The sequence below is a fragment of the Thermococcus camini genome, from assembly GCF_904067545.1.
GTDB lineage: Archaea > Methanobacteriota_B > Thermococci > Thermococcales > Thermococcaceae > Thermococcus > Thermococcus camini.
Genome location: NZ_LR881183.1, coordinates 403,612 through 422,000, shown reverse-complemented (window position 1 = coordinate 422,000; position 18,389 = coordinate 403,612). Strand labels below are relative to the sequence as shown.

The window sequence follows — 18,389 nt, the reverse complement described above, 5'->3', positions numbered from 1 at the left end:
TATCTCACCTCACGGAAGGGAAATCTCCGGCTTCTCCTTACCAACGACGAAGGCGTACTCCTTCAGGGTGTCGAAGAGCTCCCCGTTCTCGTCCTCGATGGTGACGACGTCCGGCCAGCCCATCGGGAACTGCCTGACCTCGACGACCTTACCCTTCCTTGCGACGTTCTTACCCTGGGTGACGAAGACGTAGGCACCGACTTCGAACGGGAGAACCTCGATGACCTCCCTCTCGGGGACCTTCATGAGGACGGTGCTGGCGGTCATGTACCTGTCCTTCTCGTCCATGGTGACGAGGTGGTTGCTTCCGTCGTGGAGGTTGAGCTGAACCTTCGCGCCTTTGACCATGCGCTTGTTGCTTATCCTGAGCGGCTTTATGTTTGCTTCCTTCTCGCTTATCGGGTGGAGTATGAGCTTGCCGATCCTGTTCGGAAGAACCCTGTAGTGCTCGCCGGTCTCGGGGATGGAAACGACGTCCATGATTCCGACCGGGAACTTGTAGTCCTTCCTAACGCGGCCGTCAACGAGGATCTTGCCCTCGTTGAGTATCTTCCTCGCCTCGCGGGCGGTCTTGGCGTAGCCGAGGTAGTCCCTGACTATGTAGAGCAGCGGGATCGAGGTCCTCATGCTGTGCGGACCCGGCCTCGGCCTGACCGCCCACTTGTAGGTCTTTCTCGAGATGTACCACTGATTGGGAGCGGCAAGCCTCTTAAGGTGCCTCTTAGCGCCTTTCCTCGCCATCAACCAGCCCTCCTCTTAATTATCTTCTCTCTCCTCTCATCGTCGAGGTTGAGTTCGATTATCATAACGTTCGACGGGTGGAGCGGGTAGTAAACCTCAGTTCCGTCGGTCTTCTTGTGGGTAACGCCCTCGACGTGCACCCTGTACCTCTTGAGGTCAACCTCAACGACCTTGCCTTCCTTACCCTTGAAGTCTCCGCGCATCACGCGGACCTTGTCGCCCTCCCTGATCGGAAGGCTCCTCACGCCGTACTTGTTCCTGAGATCCTCGCTCAGGGTGGCGGCCATTACCTTGCTCCTAAGGTGAAGGGGAGCGTTGTAGAGGAACTTCCTCTGCTTCCTCGGCTGCCTGGTCTTCAACTTCATCTTTCTCACCTCACAACACTATGCTCGCTATGCTGCCGAGCCTCACCCAGCGCTCGGCGGCCTCCCTGGCTATGGCACCCCTGATCTCGGTTCCCCTCGGGACACCCTCTGGGGTAACTATAGCTGCGGCGTTGTCTTCGAACTTGACGCGCATTCCGTCAAGGCGCCTGTACTCCTTCCTCTGCCTGACGACAACGGCCCTAACCACCTGGTGCCTGATGTCGGGCCTTCCCTTCTTGACGGTGGCGACGACCATGTCGCCGACACCGGCAGAGGCGAGCCTCCTCCTGGTGCCCTTGTAGCCAACGACGCCTATGATCTGGACGACCTTGGCGCCGCTGTTGTCGGCGACCTTGAGGTAAGCGCCTATCGGAAGAGCGCGAGTCGGCCTGACCGGGCTAATTCCTCTCGTAGCACCTGCACCCTTCTTCGCCATTCATATCACCTCTCGCCAGCCCTCTTGGTGACGGCAACGACAACCCAGCTCTTGGTCTTGCTTATCGGCCGGGTCTCGGCGATGAGGACCCTGTCACCGACCTTGGCGTCTATGCACTCCGGGTTGTGAGCGTGAACCTTGCTCCTCCTGAGCTCATACCTCTCGTACTTCTTGAGGTAGTGGTAGTGCTGCCTCTCGACGACGACGGTCTTCTTGCCCTTGTCACTGACGACGACACCCTCGAAGTACCTGCCGTGTATCCTGAGGTGTCCGTGCCAGGGGCAGTGGGGATCGTCACACTTCTCAGCGGGAGGCTGAACCTTCAATCCGATCTCTCTCATTTTCGCCACCTCTTCTTCAATCTCATCTCGGGTCTTCCAATCAGTTCCTTTCCGTTGATTCGGATTTTTTTACCGCCAACTTCAAACTCGAGCTCCGCCACGTCCTTCGGGATAACCCAGACCCTCTCACCGCCGATGGTGAGGGTGTTCCTCGTCTCGTCAAGGACGTAGCCCTCGATGCCAACCAGCTCTGGATGAGATGCCCTTATAATTTTTGCTTTCAGCCCTATGAGCTCGCCCCAGATGATGTTTTTCTGATTCACTCGATTTCTATCAAGTCCTCGGAAAATCCAAGGTCTCCGAGCAACTTCTTGACCCTTTCTCTGTGGTCTCCCTGGAGCTCTATCCTTCCCTTCTTGACCGTTCCGCCGCATGCCAGCTTCGCCTTCAGCTTCTTTGCTATATCATCCAGGTCGAACTCCTTCTCGTCTATGCCCTCAATTATGGTTTTAAGCTTTCCGTAGCGGGCCTTCTCTATGTACACTCTAATTCTCTGCTGCTCCTTCAGCACTTCTTTAAAGAGCATCTCATCCAGAGGGTTAACAATCCTTGGCACCGAACCTCACCTTTTCTCCCTAAGCTTCTCCTTCTTTATGGTAAGCAGGCGCGCTATGTCGCGCCTGAGGTTGCGGATGACCATGGGGTTCTCTATGGAGGCCCCCATGGTGAGCACACCCCTCTCCTTGGCGAGCTCGAGGCGGAGCTCCCTGAGCTTCTTGTCGATCTCCTCGATGCTCATCTCCCTAATCTCACTCGGCTTCATTGGTGCTCACCTCTTCCTCAACGAGCTTCTCTATGACCTCAATCTCGTCCGGGAGCTTGGCGTCAGGCGGCATGATGGAAACCTTAACACCGATGACACCGAGCTTGAGCTTGGCCTGGGCGTAGCCCTTGCTGACGAGGGTCTCGGCAGGGTTTCCAACCTTGGCAAGGTAGCCCTGGTAGAACCTGACACTCTTGGCCCTCTCGCCGGTGAGCTTTCCGCTGAGGCGGATCTCGACACCCCTTGCTCCGTTCCGCATTATGGCCCTGATAGCGGAGTAGGCGGCCCTTCTGAAGTGGACGCCCCTCTCAAGGGCCTGGGCGAGCCTGACGGCCTGGACCTTGGCGTTGAGGTAGGGGTTCTTGATCTCCTCGACCTCGATCTGCGGGTTCTCAAGGTTGAACTTTCTCTCGAGTATCCTGGTGAGCTCCCTTATTCTCCTTCCGCCCCTGCCTATGACGTAGCCGGGGTTGGCGGCGAAGATGGTGACCTTTGTTCCGAGTGGGGTCTTCTTGATGTCGATTCCGCCGTAGCCGGCCCTTCTGAGCTCTTTCTCGAGGTACTCGTCGATGAGCATATCCCTAACGTTTTCCTTGATGAAGTATCTCTCGATCGCCAAAAGTCTCACCTCCTAATCTCCTCAACGACTATCTCGATGTGGGTGGTCTGCTCGTTGAACGGTGTGGCCCTTCCGAAGGCCCTCGGGATGTAACCCCTGAGGACCGGGCCCCTGTGCGCTGCCGCGTGGATTATCCTGAGCCTGTCAGGGTCGAGGCCCTTCTGCTCGGCGTTGTTCTTGGCGTTGAGGAGGACCTTCTTGACGGCCTTGGCGACCTTGACCGGGTACCTACCCGGACCAAAGCCCCTGCCCGGCTTGTGGCCCTGGCTGTCGTTGTGGCGCTTCATCGGAACCGGCCTCTTGAGGGCTATAACGTCGTCGAGATACCTGAGCGCGTCGTTGACCATCATTCCCCTGATCTCCCTGAGGAGCTCGACGCTGTGCTTCGGGGATATCCTGAGGTCCCTTCCGCTGGCACGAGCCATCTTCTCGGGGTCAAAATTTTGGAATGAGTAGGAAAACCTGCCCCTGCTCATCTATACCACCTCACTTGACCGCCACGAACATCGATGACCTGGTCGCACCGACACCAGGTGAACCGTGCTGGACGACCTTCCTGGAGAGGGCGAACTCGCCGAGGTAGTGGCCGATCATCTCCTCCTTGATCTCTATCGGGATGAATTCCTTTCCGTTGTAGACGTGGATGGTCATGCCGACCATCTCGGGGAGTATAACCATGTCCCTGCTGTGGGTCCTTATCGGCTTGTTGTACTTGCCCTTCTTGGCAAGCCTTATCTTCCTGAGGAGCTTCTTCTGCTCCGGACTGAGGCCGCGCTTGAGGCTCCTCCTCTGCCTGGCCGGGAGGAGCTTAGCGAAGTCCTCGAGTGACATGTTGAGCAGTTCCTCGAAGCTGTAACCCCGGTACTTAAACTCCTTCTTTCTCGCCATCTTCATCACTTCCTCCTACCAGTTCTTCTCGCGGCTATGTGACCGACCTTCCTTCCGGGCGGAGCGCGCCTCGAGACGGTGCTCGGCCTGCCGATGTGGTGCTCCTTACCACCGTGCGGGTGGTTGACGGCGTTCATCTTGACACCCCTCGGCTTCGGCCAGAACCTGTTCCTTGCCTTGGCGATGTAGTAGGCCTTACCCGCCTTGACGATGGGCTTCTCGAGCCTACCGCCACCGGCAACGACACCTATGGTAGCCCTGCAGGTCGGCTTGAACTGCTTGAGCTCACCGCTCGGAAGCTGGACTATGACCTTGTCCTTCTCCCTGCTGACGACGAGGGCGTAGGCACCGCCGGCGCGGACGTACTTGCCACCGTCGCCCGGAACTCCCTCGATGTCGTAGACGTAGCTTCCCTCCGGTATCATGGCAAGCGGGAGGGTGTTGCCGATCTTGATCGGGGCGTTCGGCCCGATGGCTATCTCCTCACCGACGAGGACTCCTTCGGGAGCTATTATGAGCTTCTCCATGCCGTTCTCGAACTTGACCCTTGCCACTGGGGCGGTCCTTCCCGGGTCGTGGAGTATCTCTACGACCTTGCCGACGAGGGTCTTCTCCTTGGTAAGGTTGAGCGGAACGTACCTGACGGCACCCCTGTACCTGTGGGAGGGGGCTCTAAAGGTCGTGGTTCCCTTACCTCTCCTCTGCTGAATCAGACTCTTTCCCATCTCACTCACCCCGTCAGAACAATCCTATCCTGGCAGCAACCTCACTTGCGCTGTACTCAGGCTTGAGCTTCACATAGGCCTTCTTCTCGCCCTTCATGGTCACGAGGGTGGTGACCTTCTCGACCTTGACATCGAACATCGCTTCCACGGCATTCTTGATGTCCTGCTTGGTAGCTCTTCTGTCCACTATGAAGGTGAGCTTGTTCTCGTTCTCGATCATGGCCACGGCCTTCTCCGTGACGACCGGCTTGACGATAACCTTGTACGGATCCATCTCTCATCACCCGTAAATTTCCCTAAGCCTCTCTATGGCGCCCTTGGTCCAGACCGTGAGCCTTCCCGGGTGGGTACCCGGAGCGAGAAGCTCAACGCCGAGGTTCTCAACGGTGACGACGTCAACGCCCGGGTGGTTCCTGGCACCCTGAACGATTCCCTCGTTCTTGGCAACGACGACGAGCGGACCCTTGGCCTTCTTGTACTTCCTTCCGCGCATCTTGCCCTTACCGGCCCTTATCTTGGTGTTCTTCTTGGCCCTCTCGATGTCATCCCAGACGCCGAGCTTCTTGAATATCTCCCGGGTCTGGGCGGTCTTGAAAACCTTCTCGAGGTCGTCGGTGACGACTATCGGAACCTGCGGAACGTTGTCAACGATGTGGCCCCTGGCCCTGACGAGGTCGTAGTTGGCGGTTGCAGCGATGGCACTCATTATGGCCAGCCTGCGCTCCTTCTTGTTGATGTCCTCCCAGATGACCTTCTCGACCTTGGGCGGGTGGGTTCTCCTTCCACCTCTCGCGAAGGGGACGAAGGCGGCAAACCTCGGGGAGGTCTTTATCCTCTCAACCCTTGCCATTCCGTGGCCCTTTCCGATGTTCTCGGTGACCCTTCTCTTTCCAGCGAGCGGATCCCTGCCCTGCGGCTGTATCCTGTGGGTCCATGAGGCGATGACAGCCCTCCTGATGAGGTCGGGCCTGAACGGGGTGGCAAAGACCTTCGGAAGCTCTATCTCCTCCACAGGCTCGCCTTCGAGATTGAAAACCTTAACCTTCATTTATCTCACCTCACTGCTTGGATTCCCTACTGACGTAGGTTATCTGCGGCCTCTCAACCGGCGGCCTCTTCTTCGGCGCCCTTATAGCCGGCCTGACCCTGATGATCCTCTTGAAGGCTCCCGGAACGGTGCCCTGTATCATGAGGAAGTCGCTCCTTATGACACCGTAGTGCGGGAAGCCGCCCTTCGGGGTGATCTCTATCTCCTTCTTGTCACCGAGCTTGAGCTTACCGTTCTCACCTATGGCAATGAGCCTCTTGTTGAACTCGGTCCTGTGGTGGAAGCCCATCTGACCCGCGAGGGGGACGGTCCACATGACCCTGGTCGGGTGCCACGGACCGAGGTTACCGATGTGCCTGGCCTTGCCAGCCCTCTGGGCTTTGTGGAACTGTATCTTGACACCCCAGCGCTTGACCGGACCCTGGGTTCCCTTACCCTTGGTGACGGCTATGATGTCGAGGAGCTCACCCTCGTGGAGAACCTCGCTCGCACGGAGATCCTTGCCTATCTTCTCCTTGGCGTAGTCGAACTTGGCCCTGATGTCGTCGCCACCGATGGCGTACTCCATGACCTCCGGCTTCTTCTTGAGCTTGATGAGCCACGGCTGGGTGTGGACGAGAAGCCTGACGTCAACTATCTCGCCGCCCTCGATAAGCTCCTCAAGCTGGGCAAGCCTAGCCTTGAAGGCCTCCTCGTCGTAGTTCTTTGGCAGGGTCTTTATGCGCCTCTTGACGTGGTCGTTGAGCTCGTGGAACCAGACCTCGGTGGCGGTCTCGAGACCGAGGTAGCCCTGCCTGTAGGCCCTGATGCCGTAGACGAAGAGCGGCGGGACCTCGACTATCGTGACCGGCATGAAGATCTCCTTCCCCTTGGTGAGCCCTGGCCTGTCGTCTATCATGAGGATGTGGGTCATACCAGCCTTGTAGCCGGCGAAACCGAGCATCCTGACTTCGCTGTCCTTCGGCCACTTCTTGATTCTTGGGACTACGCTCCTAGCCCTCTTTCTCGGGGAGTAAGCCAGTGAACCTCTCCTTGGCCTGTGTATTTTTCCCATCTCAATCCCTCCTTATGAGATTAAACACAGCGAGTGTGGCCAACACGGCCTCCTCGGTGCGGACGGTGGCCGTCCGCTGATTTGGAATGGTGTTGAGGATTAGATCAAAGTCATATTCCTCCTCGCCGAGGAGCTCCATCACGCCCTTCCTCGGTGAGCCAAAGGCGAATCCGACCTCCCCCTCGAGCGGGGGAAGCTTCACCTCTCGAATGTCACGCCCCCTCCGGGAGGTGGCAATCGCCAAATCCAGCCTGGCCTTTTTAAGTGTTTTTGCCAGTGACTTCCTCGTGAGATGCACCCTGTACCCCCAGTATTCCTCTGGCTTCGCTGGTATCACTCTGAGAGGCCTTGCTGAGACTATTCTGAAAGTTGCGCGCCCCTCAACGTCCCCCTCCACCGCGGCGAGGTCGTCGAGGCCGATGTCCGCGTAGGTTCTCCTTCCTTTCCGAAAGGCGAAGCCCTCGCGGATCTCCCCGACCCTCGGTTTCCCCTTAAGCTTGTGGTGGGGAGTCCTCAGCGGCGGGATGACGCCAACATAGCGGAGCTCCGGCATGAGGGGGAACAGCCTCTTTCTGAGGTACTGGGGCGTTTCCGCATACTCAAGGATCGTTTTGATGAACCTTCCGTCCCTGCCGCCGGCCCTGTAAACCCACACGTGCTCAACGCCGAAGATTGCAGCGGCCCTGGCTATCTGCCCAACCTTGTACGTTCTGATTTTGGGGTCGTCGGTCTCTTCAAGGAGCGAATCTGGAATGAAGATGTGCCAGGCCATTTTCCGTCATCCTTTGCTGTGGGTACTTTAACGCTGAAGTGGGGTCTATGGAGACTATTTAAAAGGCTTTCGAACCGTTCCACCCTTTTTTGGGTTGGGAGGTGTACAAATTTTTTGCAAAGCAAACTTCGCCTTCGCGAAGTTTGATCAAGGTTGGTGATTCTGTCTGTAATGAGTGTTCCTAAGTGGATTCTCTGGAATTTGCTTGTGAGTGTTGGATTCATTCCAAGGAAACTTTTCAGAAGGGTTCAAGCGTTTTTAGCGCTCCGAAGGAGCGCGGTTGAAGTAGAACCCATGTGAAAAAATCTGTTCGAGGGATCCAACTTCCTAATGGCTGATTTTGAAATGAATCCCTCTTTAAGGGCACTACCTCAAAAAATCACAAACTTTTGGTCAAGCTTTCTTAAAGCTTGCTCTGTACTCTCAAACCCCCGAAGTGGGGCTTCGCCCCACAACCCCGCTTTTCCTCTAAACTACTGGGGGGCTAACGCCCCCACACCCCCCAGAAACTTTGCTTGCGCAAAGTTTCATCAAAATTTGTAGCCCCATTTGGACGTGCCGATTTTCAAGGGGTTTATCATTACTGGAGCGTTCAACATAAAGAACTTGCCTAAAATTCACTCTTGGGTTAGGTTTGCCTTTTTGATGCCCTGCGGGCGTCTTTTTCAAGTTAAACCCTCATCAAAGGAACCCAAAACTGGTTCTCACTTGAAACATTGGCACCTGACTTGAAACCCCCTGTATTCAGAGCATGACCTCAAGAAGAGCTACCAACTTCTAACTCCTCGCTTCTAGGCAGTTAAGGCTTTTTGGTCAAGCTTTTTTAAAAGCTTGTTCGCCTGCGCGACGTTTGATCAAGGTTGTGATTCCTCTTGAAAAGCGTGTTCTGGAGTGGATTTCTTTGAGGACTTCTTTTTGGGCAGAATGAATTCATTCTAAGGATGCGTTCCAGGAAGGTTCAAGCGTTTTTGCACCCCTTTGGAGCGCGGTTCAAGTAGAACCCACGTGGGAAAAGTTTTATCTTAGAGAATTCAACCTTTTACGGGCAAGTTTGGAAGTGAAATCCCTTTGTAGAAGAGCCCCAACGGGAATCACAAACTTTGATGAAACTTTGCGCAGGCAAAGTTCCCTGCAGTCTCAAACCCCCAAAGTGGGCTTTGCCCCACGTTAAGAAACTTTTCTGGGGAATGTTTCATCGAAAACGGCATGCCATTTAAATGAGCCTAATTTTTACACGGGTTTATTCTTAATCTTGACAGTTCTTACTCATGTTTTTCATTTTTGGCGCCCTTCGGGCGCTGAGTTGGAGCAAAACACGCCCAAAATCGATGAAATTTGATACAAACCCATTAAAACACACATCATTAAAATAGCATGCAAACATTTCCATACCCTTTTAACGGCGAAGACTTTTTGATCAACCTTTGCTTTCGCAAAGGTTGGGGAAAGCCTCTTAACTTGCAGGGGTGCAAGTAACTTGTGGGGGCGCAAGTTAAAGTCCCCCGATTTTACTTATCCATCCAAATTGGTAGAATAATTTTCATGAAATCTGCCGCTTCAATCCACAAACGCCCTGCCGTTCCACAGCTCCCTCATCTCGCGCGTTGCATCGGGATAGACCCTCTTGAATGTTATCCTCCAGTAGCCGTTGCCCAGATCCTCTATGTCCTCGATGTGGATCTTCACACCGAGCCTCTCGAAGTGAGTCACCATTTTATGGGCGGTGCTTATGCTCTTCACCCTCACCGTAAAGACCTCCTCGACCTCGCCGCCGTTGGCGACCTCGTGGATGCTCTCAACGAACGGCCGGAGGAGGGCCTTTCCGAGGGCCTTCGCGTACTCATCGAACTCCTCGCCTTTGATGTGCTTTTCGGCCAGGTAGAAAGCGAGGCGCTTAATTCTCCCCATGAAGTAGCCGTGGGGCAGGTCGAAGAATATGTGCGAGCCTATCCTGACGTCGTTGATGTTGGCGTACGGCGTTACATACTTCGCGATTTTCTTCATATCGGGCGTTTTCATAACGATGCCCTCTCTCCTCTCCCTGCCCAGCCTTTCGATTAACTCATGCAACTCCTCAATCTTCGAGCGGTCGTAGAGGCCAAAAGTTTCAACGTGACGAATGCCGTACTCCTCGGCAAGCTTAAGCCTCTCCTCCACAGGAAGGCTCCTTCCCGTTCCCTTCTCCTGGATGTCAAAGAGGAAGAACTCTATGTCCTCCTTCACGTAGGGCGGCCCCTCGACGATGTACGGGCTTTCGGGCCCGGCCATCTCACCGGCCAGGACAAGGTTGGGGTAATCTTTGAAGAACTCATCGTTGATGAAGTCCAGTATCCTCTCCGTCGTGAAGGGACAGATAAAGCCGCCCCTCGTTAGAGCGAGAACCCTGTCCATCACCTTCACGACGCGGACGTTGTAGCCGTCCACCTTCTCCTCAACGTAGAAGGGTCTGTTTTTGAAGATCCTTTTTACCCCCTTCTCCAGCTGGACGATACGCTTTATGTGGGGGAAGCCCAGAACAACATCGCCGTTCTCAAATACAACCGTTCCGCGCCGGAACCCTTTGGCGGAATCCCGAAAGCGGACGTATCTTATGCCCTTGAATTCCCCCTCCACAACTCCACCCTTGCCCTCAAGAACCGCCAGCCTGTCCTCTGGCAGACCGAGCTTGAGGAGGGTTGCCCTAAAGCCTGAGCTTACCATCATCCCACCAGTCTAAGTTGGGTGGCATCGTTAATAATCATTATGAATTATAAGAAAGGCTACCATACCAGACGTGAGAGCAGGTAGTGTCCTAAGGCCCCAAGAAGATAGGGAAGCACAAAGAGCAGGTAAATAGCAAAGAACCCGAACTCGTATTCGCAATTGCCACCAAAAACAGCAACAACAGCAAGTGCCGTTAGAATAACAACGAGAGGAATGACCAAGCTCGATATCACAAAAGAATCCTCCGGAAGCCCCGTCTTTTTCAGAAAGATTGTAGTGAGCAGTGCCACGACAAGGATTGGATAAAACAGCCTTCCCCATGATTCAAGGAAGATGTGTCCACCAGACGTAGGGTCAGACTCCACCGTGATGCCCGGGAGCATATCGATGAGCCCAGGATAACGCTGGGCCAGATAGTCAAAACCACCAACCATGAGAACCAACAGAAGCATCGTAGCAAGGATGAAACCGGGAATGAAAACGTGCCCCTGTCTATGTTCCTTAAACATCCCCCTCCCCAGAAGTAACTTCCAGCAATAGTATTTAAAAGTTTTCTCCGCGCGGTAACATATGGAAGTACTAACGCGCGAAAATAGAACAAAGAAGAAGGTGCGCTTCAGCGCTTCATGGTCGAGAGAACCTTGCTGGTGATGTCGTTGCCTTCCTTGTCGTAGATCCTGTAGTAGGCGCTGTAGGGCAGCTTCATCTTGGCCCTGTGCATCGCTCCAAGGGCGAACTTGAGGTGGTTCTCATTCACCCAGACAGTGATGATCTTCTGGTCCTTCTTGACGCGGGCAGCTAAACCAATCGGCTTTCCAAAGGGCCTCCTCATACCATTTCCGTAACGGTCGGCCTTCCTTCCGGTTGCCATCGGGTTTTCCCTGAGAACCTGGAACGGGTAAACCCTTATCTTGAAGTGGTAGTTGCTCCTTCCGACGTTCTTCTGGAGGTACCTGTTCACCTGGATACGGATGGCCTCGAGGGCGTTCTGCCTTATCTGCATGGCCTGCTCCGCGTGAAGGCTGACCTCGTACTCGAACTCGGCTGAGAGGTTGCCCATATCAAAGATCGTTATTCTCGGACCGGGCGCACCGCGGATGTACTTCCTCCTCGTGTAAGCGGGCTTGTCAACGTCCCTATCAATCTTGGCTGGTCTCAGTCCCATACTCTCACCTCCAAATGAGCCTGACCTCCGAGTGCATCGGTTTACGGGCTTTTCCTACTCCCGTCGCCGGTTTCGGACATCAGCCCGAGGGCCGGGTCTTCGGCCGTTACCCCTTCAGGGGTTATCGGCATCTGAAGTAATCTCAATGACAGCTAAGCCTAAACTTAGCTTGCCCTCGCTTTTATAAAAGTTTTGGAGTGCCAAGGTGGGTAGTGAAGGGAGCTGGAACTATCTAGAAAATAAGTTAAAAAGAGAGAAGTACTACTCAAACCGCAGATATGCAAAGGGAAACCTTGTGTGATGGTTGGAATCTTTCACCGAATACTCAAGACTCGCGTACTTAACGGTGGTCTTGGTGTAGTCCGATTGATCCATAATCGTAAAGGCCCCAAATGCCCTTTCATGCCCCTCGTTCGTTATGTAAATCCCCCCAACTGCACTTAAGCCTATCAAAAATGCCGGCCATGCCTCAGGCTGGAGGGCAACGGTCACCGCGAGCAGTGGGATGTATGAGTTTGAGTAGGTATCGTACTCGTCCAGGAAAATCTCCATGTGAGAAGATCTCCCGTTCTGCTTTTCCCCGTAGAGTGTTGTTAGTGTCTCCATCTTCGCGTTGTCATCGACAAGTCTCTCAAAGCTATCCGCAGGATACACGCTCCTTGGAGGGTTCACGAAGGAGAAAGTTTTAATGAGGTAGGCTTTTTTGCGGGAGTCATAAGTTCGTTCAACATCCGAAACCGTTATAAGCACCCTCTCTTGGTCTGTGTCAAAACAGTGCATCTTTCTAAACTCATCAACGTAGCACTTCTGGAGAACCTGAAGGGCGATGTATGGCTCTCCTTTTATAGCCATAACTCCCACATCGCCGGGTTTGACGTTCTTTACTTCACCATCAATGATAGACCTAACAAACTCATTGCCCTTTTTCAGTTCAATCCGTATCTCCCCGTTCTCCAAACCCCTTTTGATACTGAACTTGCCCTTACTACTCAGTTGGGCCCCTCTGATTATCGTGGTCGAGAAACCGATGGAAAGCCCAGAAGAAGTGGATGAGCTCTCCCTGACCTCAACCTTGTAAGCTCCAAGAACTGTGGCGTGTCCCTCCCCGTTGTCAAGTATAAGAACCGGAAGATACATGCCACCAGGATAGTCGTCCTCCCGAAGGTATTCTCTCTTCGTTCTCCAGCGATAACCTGCAAAAAATCCTCTAGTGGGCGTAATTGGGGAGGTTCTCTCTAATCCACCCACCGAAAAATCGTGGAGGTCACCCTTTGAGAATTTGGGAGTGAACCTCTGAAGGCCCTCGATCGAGTTCTCAGTAAGCCTTATGCTAAACGTCCCGACCTCGTACGTTTTCCCGGTTTCGGGTTCAACAATCCATACGTCAATGAGAACCGCTGGATTCACGTCTTTCCAGGAGCGTTTGATTTCGGAGAGATTTGAACTGGGAATGAGCACTTTTCCCGGAGAACTTCCCAGGTAAACGGTTCTGAAACCTTCCCGTGTCATTACCTGGACCTGGACGTAGTACCGGTACTTAGGGGCCAGCCAGCTGGCAAGCGCGCTCCTGCCCATTGTCCGGTCTGGATTTGGGAGTTCAATTAGTAGACCCTTTTCTGGCTTGTTAAAAAAACCGATAGGCCCCAGCCACACTACCCATCAATAATATTATCAAAAGCATTCCAAGCATTATTCTCGGCTTTTTCATAGATCCGCCTCACCATATATTACGTCGTCGACGTTTTTAAGTTTTTCTTTTTTCAAGTAATTTTAGAAATTAAAGCAGAACGTTCTAATGTTAATCTACCATAGACAATCCCTCCACAACTAACCCAATTGAAAACGGCAGAAAGGCGAGCAAAGCCAGGTTCAGTGTTACAACCCCATGAAGCTCGCCCAGCGAGTACGCAAAGCCGAAGAGCATTCCTCCCAGGAAAGTCGAGAGGTTCTGAACGCCATTAACGCCCCCGATGGCAAGGGAGGAGCGGTGGTATGAAGCGAGAACCTTTCTGGAAATCGGGCGGAAGCTCTGGAAAGCGAAGAGGGCGAGGAATATCCCCAGGAAAACCGTCGGGGCTGTCTTTACAGCGGCGAGGAGCGGTGAGAGCGCGGCCATTAGAGACGTGAGCAGAACCATCCGCCTCTCGCTCCTCACGTCGGCAAGCCAAGAAGCGAAGTAGCTGAGCATCGCGGCGAGAAACCCCGCCCAGCCGATGAGCGTGGCGGTTCTTGCCTTCTCCATCCCCAACGCTTCGGAGACGTAGACGTAGGTTATCTCTCCCGAGGTAAAGGCCACTATGATTGCCATCAACGAGGCGATGATTAGAACCCTCTTGGGTTCGAGGCTCGGCTTTTCACCGTCGGGGGTTTTCTTCCTCTTGGGCGTTATTCTCTCGTAGAGGAGAGCATAGCTGGCCACCATTATCAGGCCCGTCAGGACAAAGAACGCGGAGGAAATCCACATCTGCTTGGCAAGTCCAAGGTCTATGGTGTATGCGTAGACGTAGTTTCCGAGGAGGGAAGCGATGCTGCCGAAGAAGAAGTAGACCGCGGTAACCCTCGCCCTTATCTCCTTCGGGGTCGCTATGGCTATGACGAACTGCGCCATCGGCCAGCTGAGGCCGTTTAGAAAGCCGTTGAGGAGCTTTATTCCCGCAACCTGGAACCAGGTTGAGGTCAGGGGATAGAGCTGAACCGCCAGGGCGTTTCCCATCATGGCTACCGCACCGATATAGACGAGCCTCTTGCCCCTTTCGAGCATCAGCCCGCCAAAGACTGAGGAAAATGCCCTCGCGAGCACAAACGACATCGAGACGATTGAAACGGAAAGCATCGAGGCCCGGAGTATATCACGGGTGTAGAACGCTATGGCCGGAGTGGCAAGGCGGAAGGCTATCGTGCCTGTGAAGGCTGACAGTATGAGCAGGAGTATTCCGGCGAGACGTCTGGATTCCATACGACCACCTTCTGAACGTTAGATAAAGATTTTAAAAGTCTTGGCCATGCCGAAGATTTTTCAATCATCGACGGAATAAATGAGTGGAGCTTCAACTAATTGCTACACACCTCCAGCGAACCCTTTTTATATCTCCCCTCCAAACTCCCGCCGAGGTGATGCTGATGGAGATTAAGTTCAACATGGAGTATGAAGAAGCCTACAGGGAGGTTTACGAGCTCGTCAAGCCGAAGTACAGGCTCTTCACGGCAGGACCGGTTGCCTGTTTCCCGGAGGTTCTCGCGATAATGAGCGTCCAGATGTTCAGCCACCGCTCGGCCGAGGCAAAGGAAGTTCACGTTGATACCCTCAATAGGCTCAAGGCTTTTCTCGAAGCCGAGAAAGGCGAGATAATAATGTTCCCCAGCTCCGGAACCGGCTTCATGGAAGCTGCTGTGAGAAACACCGTGCCGAAGGGAGGAAAGGTACTGGTCACTGCCATAGGTGCCTTCGGAAAGCGCTTCGCTGACGTCGTCAACGCCAACGGCAGGGAAGCCGTCATCCTGAGTAAGGAGCCTGGATACGCAATCAAGCCGGAGGAGCTCGACGAGGCCCTCAGAAAGAATCCCGACGTCGTTGCGGTAACCATAACCTACAACGAGACCTCGACCGGTGTCCTCAACCCGCTCCCCGAGCTGGCGAAGGTCGTCCACGAGCACGACAAGCTCCTCTTCGTCGATGCCGTCTCAGCCATGGGTGGCGCGGACATAAAGTTCGACAAATGGGGCCTCGACATGATATTCGCCAGCTCGCAGAAGGCCTTCGGCGTCCCGCCTGGGCTGGCAGTTGCAGCGGTCAGCGAGAGGGTTTTCGAGATAGCCGAGAAGATGCCGGAGCGCGGCTGGTACTTCGACCTGCCGCTCTACAAGAAGTTCAACGAGAAGAAGAAGGGAACGCCCTCAACTCCACCGCTCCCGCAGATATTCGGCCTCAACGTTGTGCTCAGGATAGTCGAGAAGATGGGCGGCAAAGATGCCTGGCTCGGAATGTACAGGAAGAGGAGCGAGATGATAAGGGAAGGCGTCAAGGAGATGGGCCTCGGCGTTCTGGCTGAGCCCGGCTACGAGAGCCCAACGATAACGGCCGTTGTCGTTCCAGAGGGAATGAAGGGCGTCGACGTTTACAACACGATGCGCGAGCGCGGCTTCGAGCTGGCCAAAGGTTACGGAAGCGTGGCGGAGAAGACCTTCAGGATTGGGAACATGGGGTACATGACCTTTGATGACATCGAAGAGATGCTCGCCAACCTCCGCGAGGTCATAGAAAAGCTTAAAGCATGATGTTTCTTTTTATCTTTTAGTGGAAGGCATGGTCTCAAAGAAGCTGATTGCAGCATGGTTTGTTCTCAACTTTTTCATCTTCTGGAGCGTTGGTCTCTACACCAGCGGTTATTCACTTGAGGGCTACCTGCCAGGAGAGACCGAAGAGGCCAGGACGTATGGCCCCATAGTTTACACACTACCCGATGACCCCCCGGATGAACTGCTTTACATGAGTGATGGAAGCGGCAACATCTACTACTACATAGTCTGGGAGGACGAATACTTCGGCAACTGGCTGATAGACAGGCTCTACCGGTTCTTCCGGGCCCTTGTTTACGGGGGAGCAACAGAGGACATAGAAGTGGTGAAGGTCTTTCCCCACAACCGCACGGTCTACTTCCAGACTTACGAGCACACGGACGTTTGGGCCGTTGTGAACCCAGACGGGAGCTGTGTGTGGTTCGAGAGGGACCTAACCGTTCCCGACTGTGCCGAAAATGGTACTCACGTTAAGGTTTATTCCGTAACGTGGAACCATATGCTCTCCATTATTCCCGCGGAGGGCACTGAGAGGGTTACACTTCCCATGAGGCACATGACGCCGGGAGACTACGTTATCCTCGGGATGTTCAGGAGAACCCAGCACACCATAGCGGGCGTTGCGGTAAGCTCCCTATTAATCGCGTTGATAGTCACAGCTGCGTTCAACATTGTCCTGTACGTTTCATGGAGAAAGGGCTATCTAACAAAGGAAGGACAGATGAGGATCATAAATGAAGTCAAAGATGAGTGGAAAGACCTGAAAAAGAAGCTAAAGGACTAAATGACCAGCCTTAGCTCCCCGTTCTTTACCTCGTATATCCTGTTTATACTCTTCCTGCCTGTCCTGAAGTCCCTCCTGAGTTCCACGACGATGTCAAACTTGTCGAAGGTCTCGCCGCTTATCCTGAGCCAGTGCCTGACTTCGTCCTTTATGTCACTGGTAAGGGCAAGGGATGTCACTATAAACGCGTAGTCATCTATTAGCTCCCGGAAGACCCTCGAAACATCGATAGTGTGGATGGTGTCGATAACAACGTAATCCGGGTCCAGGGCCTTTATCCTCGATATAACGTCCGAGGTGCGCCTTTCCAGGGGCTGGCTGTCGAACTGGGTGTCTATGACAACTATATTCGGCTTGAAGGGCTTGAACTCGCCGTAAGCGGTTATAACAGCGACCTTCCAGTTATCGGGGATATAATGCATCAGGGCCTCGACGAGCTTGGTCTTTCCGGAGCGGCTCGATCCGACCACGAGGATGTCCTTCTTGGAGAGAATCGCGTTCTTCAAAACCTCAAGCTCCTCCTCGGTTGCGGAGCCGTAGCGGACAAGGTCTTCAGGCGTGAATATGTACACTCCCATGCTTTACCACCGTATAGGGTTCTCACCGGGCGTTATAACGCTATCGCCAGCGGTCGTTGATAAATGTCAATTAACGGCCAAGATATTGTCAATTGTTCAAAAATAGCCATAGTTTAATGTCATATTTTGCCCAAAATCCAAAAGTTTTTGCATAAAGGCCATAAAGGAGAAAACCGGTGACAAAAATCAGGTGATATATATGAACACTCTCCAAATTGTAACCAGAAAAATTGAACCAGTTATGGAAATACAGACGAGAGTTATTGACTATATGACAAGATACATGGTGGCGAAGGGCTTCAAGTGGATGCTACCGGTCATGCTCAGCTCCATCACAGACCCGCTCTGGCCGGATCCAGCGGCGGAAGAGGCTCTCAAGCCCCCTGAGGTCGAGGTCTACGGTTCCAGACTGAGGCTGACCCACAGCATGATACTCCACAAGCAGATGGCGGTGGCGATGGGAATAGACAGGCTCTTCATCCTCTCGCCGAACATAAGGCTCGAAGGTCGCTCAGCCGACGACGGAAGGCACGCCTACGAGTTCACCCAGCTCGACTTCGAGGTAGCCTACACCAGTATGGACGACGTGATGGGCCTCATCGAGGGACTCATCAGCGGCCTCTTCAGGGAGGCGAGAAGCTGGGGTCCTGAGAGGGAAGTTCCGAAGGTTAAACCGCCGTTCAAGCGCTTCACGCTGGAGGAGATAAAGGAGGAGTTCGGGGACGAGGACGAGGCCAGCAAAGTCATGGACGAGCCCTTCTGGGTGACCGACATCGAAAGGGAGTTCTACGACAGGGAGGATCCAGAAAGGCCGGGCCACTTCAGAAACTACGACCTCTACCTGCCGGAGGGCTATGGAGAAGTCTCAAGCGGCGGCGAGAGGGAATGGGAGTATGAAGTGATAGCCAGTAAGATGAAGAAAGCTGGGATAAGCCTCGAAGCCTTCAGACCGTATCTGGAGGTGGCCAAGGCTGGCCTGTTAAGGCCGAGCGCGGGAGCGGGAATCGGCGTAGAGAGGCTGGTCCGCTACATGGTCGGGGCAAAGCACATAGCCGAGGTGCAGCCATTCCCAAGGATTCCGGGCGTTCCGGCGGTGATTTGAGGCTGTAGG

Annotated in this window: 24 protein-coding genes; 3 read left to right on the top strand and 21 right to left on the bottom strand. The window is 54.0% G+C overall.

Features of this window, described 5'->3' with window-relative positions; all coding sequences use genetic code 11:
• Positions 1–9: 9 nt before the first annotated feature.
• The 20 genes from TIRI35C_RS02155 to TIRI35C_RS02060 form a co-directional block, all read right to left on the bottom strand.
• Positions 10–741 (bottom strand): 30S ribosomal protein S4e, encoded by a 732-nt coding sequence (locus tag TIRI35C_RS02155; RefSeq protein ID WP_014012548.1) that lies wholly within the window; start codon positions 739–741, stop codon positions 10–12.
• Positions 741–1,106: a 50S ribosomal protein L24 gene (gene rplX / locus TIRI35C_RS02150; protein ID WP_014012549.1), complete on the bottom strand. Its 366-nt coding sequence runs from the start codon at positions 1,104–1,106 to the stop codon at positions 741–743. The genes TIRI35C_RS02155 and rplX overlap by 1 nt, the downstream gene beginning before the upstream one ends.
• 10 nt (positions 1,107–1,116) lie before the next feature.
• A complete protein-coding gene (locus TIRI35C_RS02145; RefSeq protein ID WP_058937898.1) occupies positions 1,117–1,542 on the bottom strand; it encodes a 50S ribosomal protein L14 in 426 nt (141 codons plus the stop codon).
• A 5-nt stretch (positions 1,543–1,547) separates the two neighbouring features.
• Positions 1,548–1,883 carry a 30S ribosomal protein S17 gene (locus tag TIRI35C_RS02140; protein WP_014012551.1) on the bottom strand — a complete coding sequence of 112 codons (336 nt, stop codon included), beginning with the start codon at positions 1,881–1,883 and terminating at the stop codon, positions 1,548–1,550.
• Entirely contained in the window at positions 1,880–2,257 is a 378-nt protein-coding gene (locus TIRI35C_RS02135; protein WP_139680148.1) for a ribonuclease P protein component 1, read from the bottom strand. Before TIRI35C_RS02135 ends, TIRI35C_RS02140 begins: the two co-directional genes overlap by 4 nt.
• A complete protein-coding gene (gene yciH / locus TIRI35C_RS02130) occupies positions 2,143–2,409 on the bottom strand; it encodes a stress response translation initiation inhibitor YciH (RefSeq protein WP_206204241.1) in 267 nt (88 codons plus the stop codon). The genes TIRI35C_RS02135 and yciH overlap by 115 nt, the downstream gene beginning before the upstream one ends.
• A 36-nt stretch (positions 2,410–2,445) precedes the next feature.
• Positions 2,446–2,646, bottom strand: a complete 201-nt coding sequence (gene rpmC, locus TIRI35C_RS02125; RefSeq protein WP_014012554.1) for a 50S ribosomal protein L29 — start codon at positions 2,644–2,646, stop codon at positions 2,446–2,448.
• Positions 2,633–3,265: a 30S ribosomal protein S3 gene (locus tag TIRI35C_RS02120; RefSeq protein WP_148882784.1), complete on the bottom strand. Its 633-nt coding sequence runs from the start codon at positions 3,263–3,265 to the stop codon at positions 2,633–2,635. The genes rpmC and TIRI35C_RS02120 overlap by 14 nt, the downstream gene beginning before the upstream one ends.
• 5 nt (positions 3,266–3,270) lie before the next feature.
• Positions 3,271–3,741 (bottom strand): 50S ribosomal protein L22, encoded by a 471-nt coding sequence (gene rplV, locus TIRI35C_RS02115; protein WP_188201566.1) that lies wholly within the window; start codon positions 3,739–3,741, stop codon positions 3,271–3,273.
• Positions 3,742–3,751: 10 nt separating this feature from the next.
• Positions 3,752–4,153, bottom strand: coding sequence for a 30S ribosomal protein S19 (locus TIRI35C_RS02110; RefSeq protein ID WP_014012557.1), 402 nt, complete (start codon positions 4,151–4,153; stop codon positions 3,752–3,754).
• A gap of 5 nt (positions 4,154–4,158) precedes the next feature.
• The gene (locus TIRI35C_RS02105) at positions 4,159–4,878 is read right to left on the bottom strand and encodes a 50S ribosomal protein L2 (protein WP_014012558.1); all 720 of its coding nucleotides are present in this window, start codon (positions 4,876–4,878) and stop codon (positions 4,159–4,161) included.
• A 13-nt stretch (positions 4,879–4,891) separates the two neighbouring features.
• Positions 4,892–5,152 carry a 50S ribosomal protein L23 gene (locus TIRI35C_RS02100; RefSeq protein WP_188201565.1) on the bottom strand — a complete coding sequence of 87 codons (261 nt, stop codon included), beginning with the start codon at positions 5,150–5,152 and terminating at the stop codon, positions 4,892–4,894.
• A gap of 6 nt (positions 5,153–5,158) precedes the next feature.
• The gene (gene rpl4p / locus TIRI35C_RS02095) at positions 5,159–5,926 is read right to left on the bottom strand and encodes a 50S ribosomal protein L4 (protein ID WP_188201564.1); all 768 of its coding nucleotides are present in this window, start codon (positions 5,924–5,926) and stop codon (positions 5,159–5,161) included.
• A 10-nt stretch (positions 5,927–5,936) separates the two neighbouring features.
• Positions 5,937–6,980: a 50S ribosomal protein L3 gene (locus TIRI35C_RS02090; RefSeq protein WP_188201563.1), complete on the bottom strand. Its 1,044-nt coding sequence runs from the start codon at positions 6,978–6,980 to the stop codon at positions 5,937–5,939.
• Between the two features lies 1 nt (position 6,981).
• Positions 6,982–7,752: a putative RNA uridine N3 methyltransferase gene (locus TIRI35C_RS02085; RefSeq protein WP_188201562.1), complete on the bottom strand. Its 771-nt coding sequence runs from the start codon at positions 7,750–7,752 to the stop codon at positions 6,982–6,984.
• A gap of 1,557 nt (positions 7,753–9,309) precedes the next feature.
• A complete protein-coding gene (locus tag TIRI35C_RS02080; protein WP_188202958.1) occupies positions 9,310–10,452 on the bottom strand; it encodes an RNA ligase in 1,143 nt (380 codons plus the stop codon).
• A 59-nt stretch (positions 10,453–10,511) separates the two neighbouring features.
• Positions 10,512–10,964, bottom strand: a complete 453-nt coding sequence (locus TIRI35C_RS02075) for a hypothetical protein (protein WP_188201561.1) — start codon at positions 10,962–10,964, stop codon at positions 10,512–10,514.
• Positions 10,965–11,071: 107 nt separating this feature from the next.
• A complete protein-coding gene (locus TIRI35C_RS02070) occupies positions 11,072–11,620 on the bottom strand; it encodes a 50S ribosomal protein L16 (RefSeq protein ID WP_167890245.1) in 549 nt (182 codons plus the stop codon).
• 261 nt (positions 11,621–11,881) lie between these two features.
• Positions 11,882–13,273: a hypothetical protein gene (locus TIRI35C_RS02065; protein WP_246454659.1), complete on the bottom strand. Its 1,392-nt coding sequence runs from the start codon at positions 13,271–13,273 to the stop codon at positions 11,882–11,884.
• Between the two features lie 145 nt (positions 13,274–13,418).
• The gene (locus TIRI35C_RS02060) at positions 13,419–14,576 is read right to left on the bottom strand and encodes an MFS transporter (RefSeq protein ID WP_188201560.1); all 1,158 of its coding nucleotides are present in this window, start codon (positions 14,574–14,576) and stop codon (positions 13,419–13,421) included.
• Positions 14,577–14,740: 164 nt separating this feature from the next.
• Between TIRI35C_RS02060 and TIRI35C_RS02055 the strand changes: the two genes are divergently transcribed.
• Both TIRI35C_RS02055 and TIRI35C_RS02050 read left to right on the top strand, forming a co-directional pair.
• Positions 14,741–15,895 carry a pyridoxal-phosphate-dependent aminotransferase family protein gene (locus TIRI35C_RS02055; RefSeq protein ID WP_188202957.1) on the top strand — a complete coding sequence of 385 codons (1,155 nt, stop codon included), beginning with the start codon at positions 14,741–14,743 and terminating at the stop codon, positions 15,893–15,895.
• Between the two features lie 28 nt (positions 15,896–15,923).
• A complete protein-coding gene (locus TIRI35C_RS02050; RefSeq protein ID WP_188202956.1) occupies positions 15,924–16,700 on the top strand; it encodes a hypothetical protein in 777 nt (258 codons plus the stop codon).
• On the opposite strand, the gene TIRI35C_RS02045 is transcribed toward TIRI35C_RS02050, so the two are convergent.
• Positions 16,697–17,278 carry an ATP-binding protein gene (locus TIRI35C_RS02045; protein WP_188201559.1) on the bottom strand — a complete coding sequence of 194 codons (582 nt, stop codon included), beginning with the start codon at positions 17,276–17,278 and terminating at the stop codon, positions 16,697–16,699. The two genes, TIRI35C_RS02050 and TIRI35C_RS02045, sit on opposite strands and share 4 nt — an antisense overlap.
• Before the next feature lie 193 nt (positions 17,279–17,471).
• On the opposite strand from TIRI35C_RS02045, the gene TIRI35C_RS02040 reads away from it, so the two are divergent.
• On the top strand, positions 17,472–18,380 hold the full coding sequence (locus tag TIRI35C_RS02040; protein WP_281400580.1) for an asparagine synthetase A: 909 nt from the start codon (positions 17,472–17,474) through the stop codon (positions 18,378–18,380).
• The last annotated feature ends 9 nt before the right edge of the window (positions 18,381–18,389 follow it).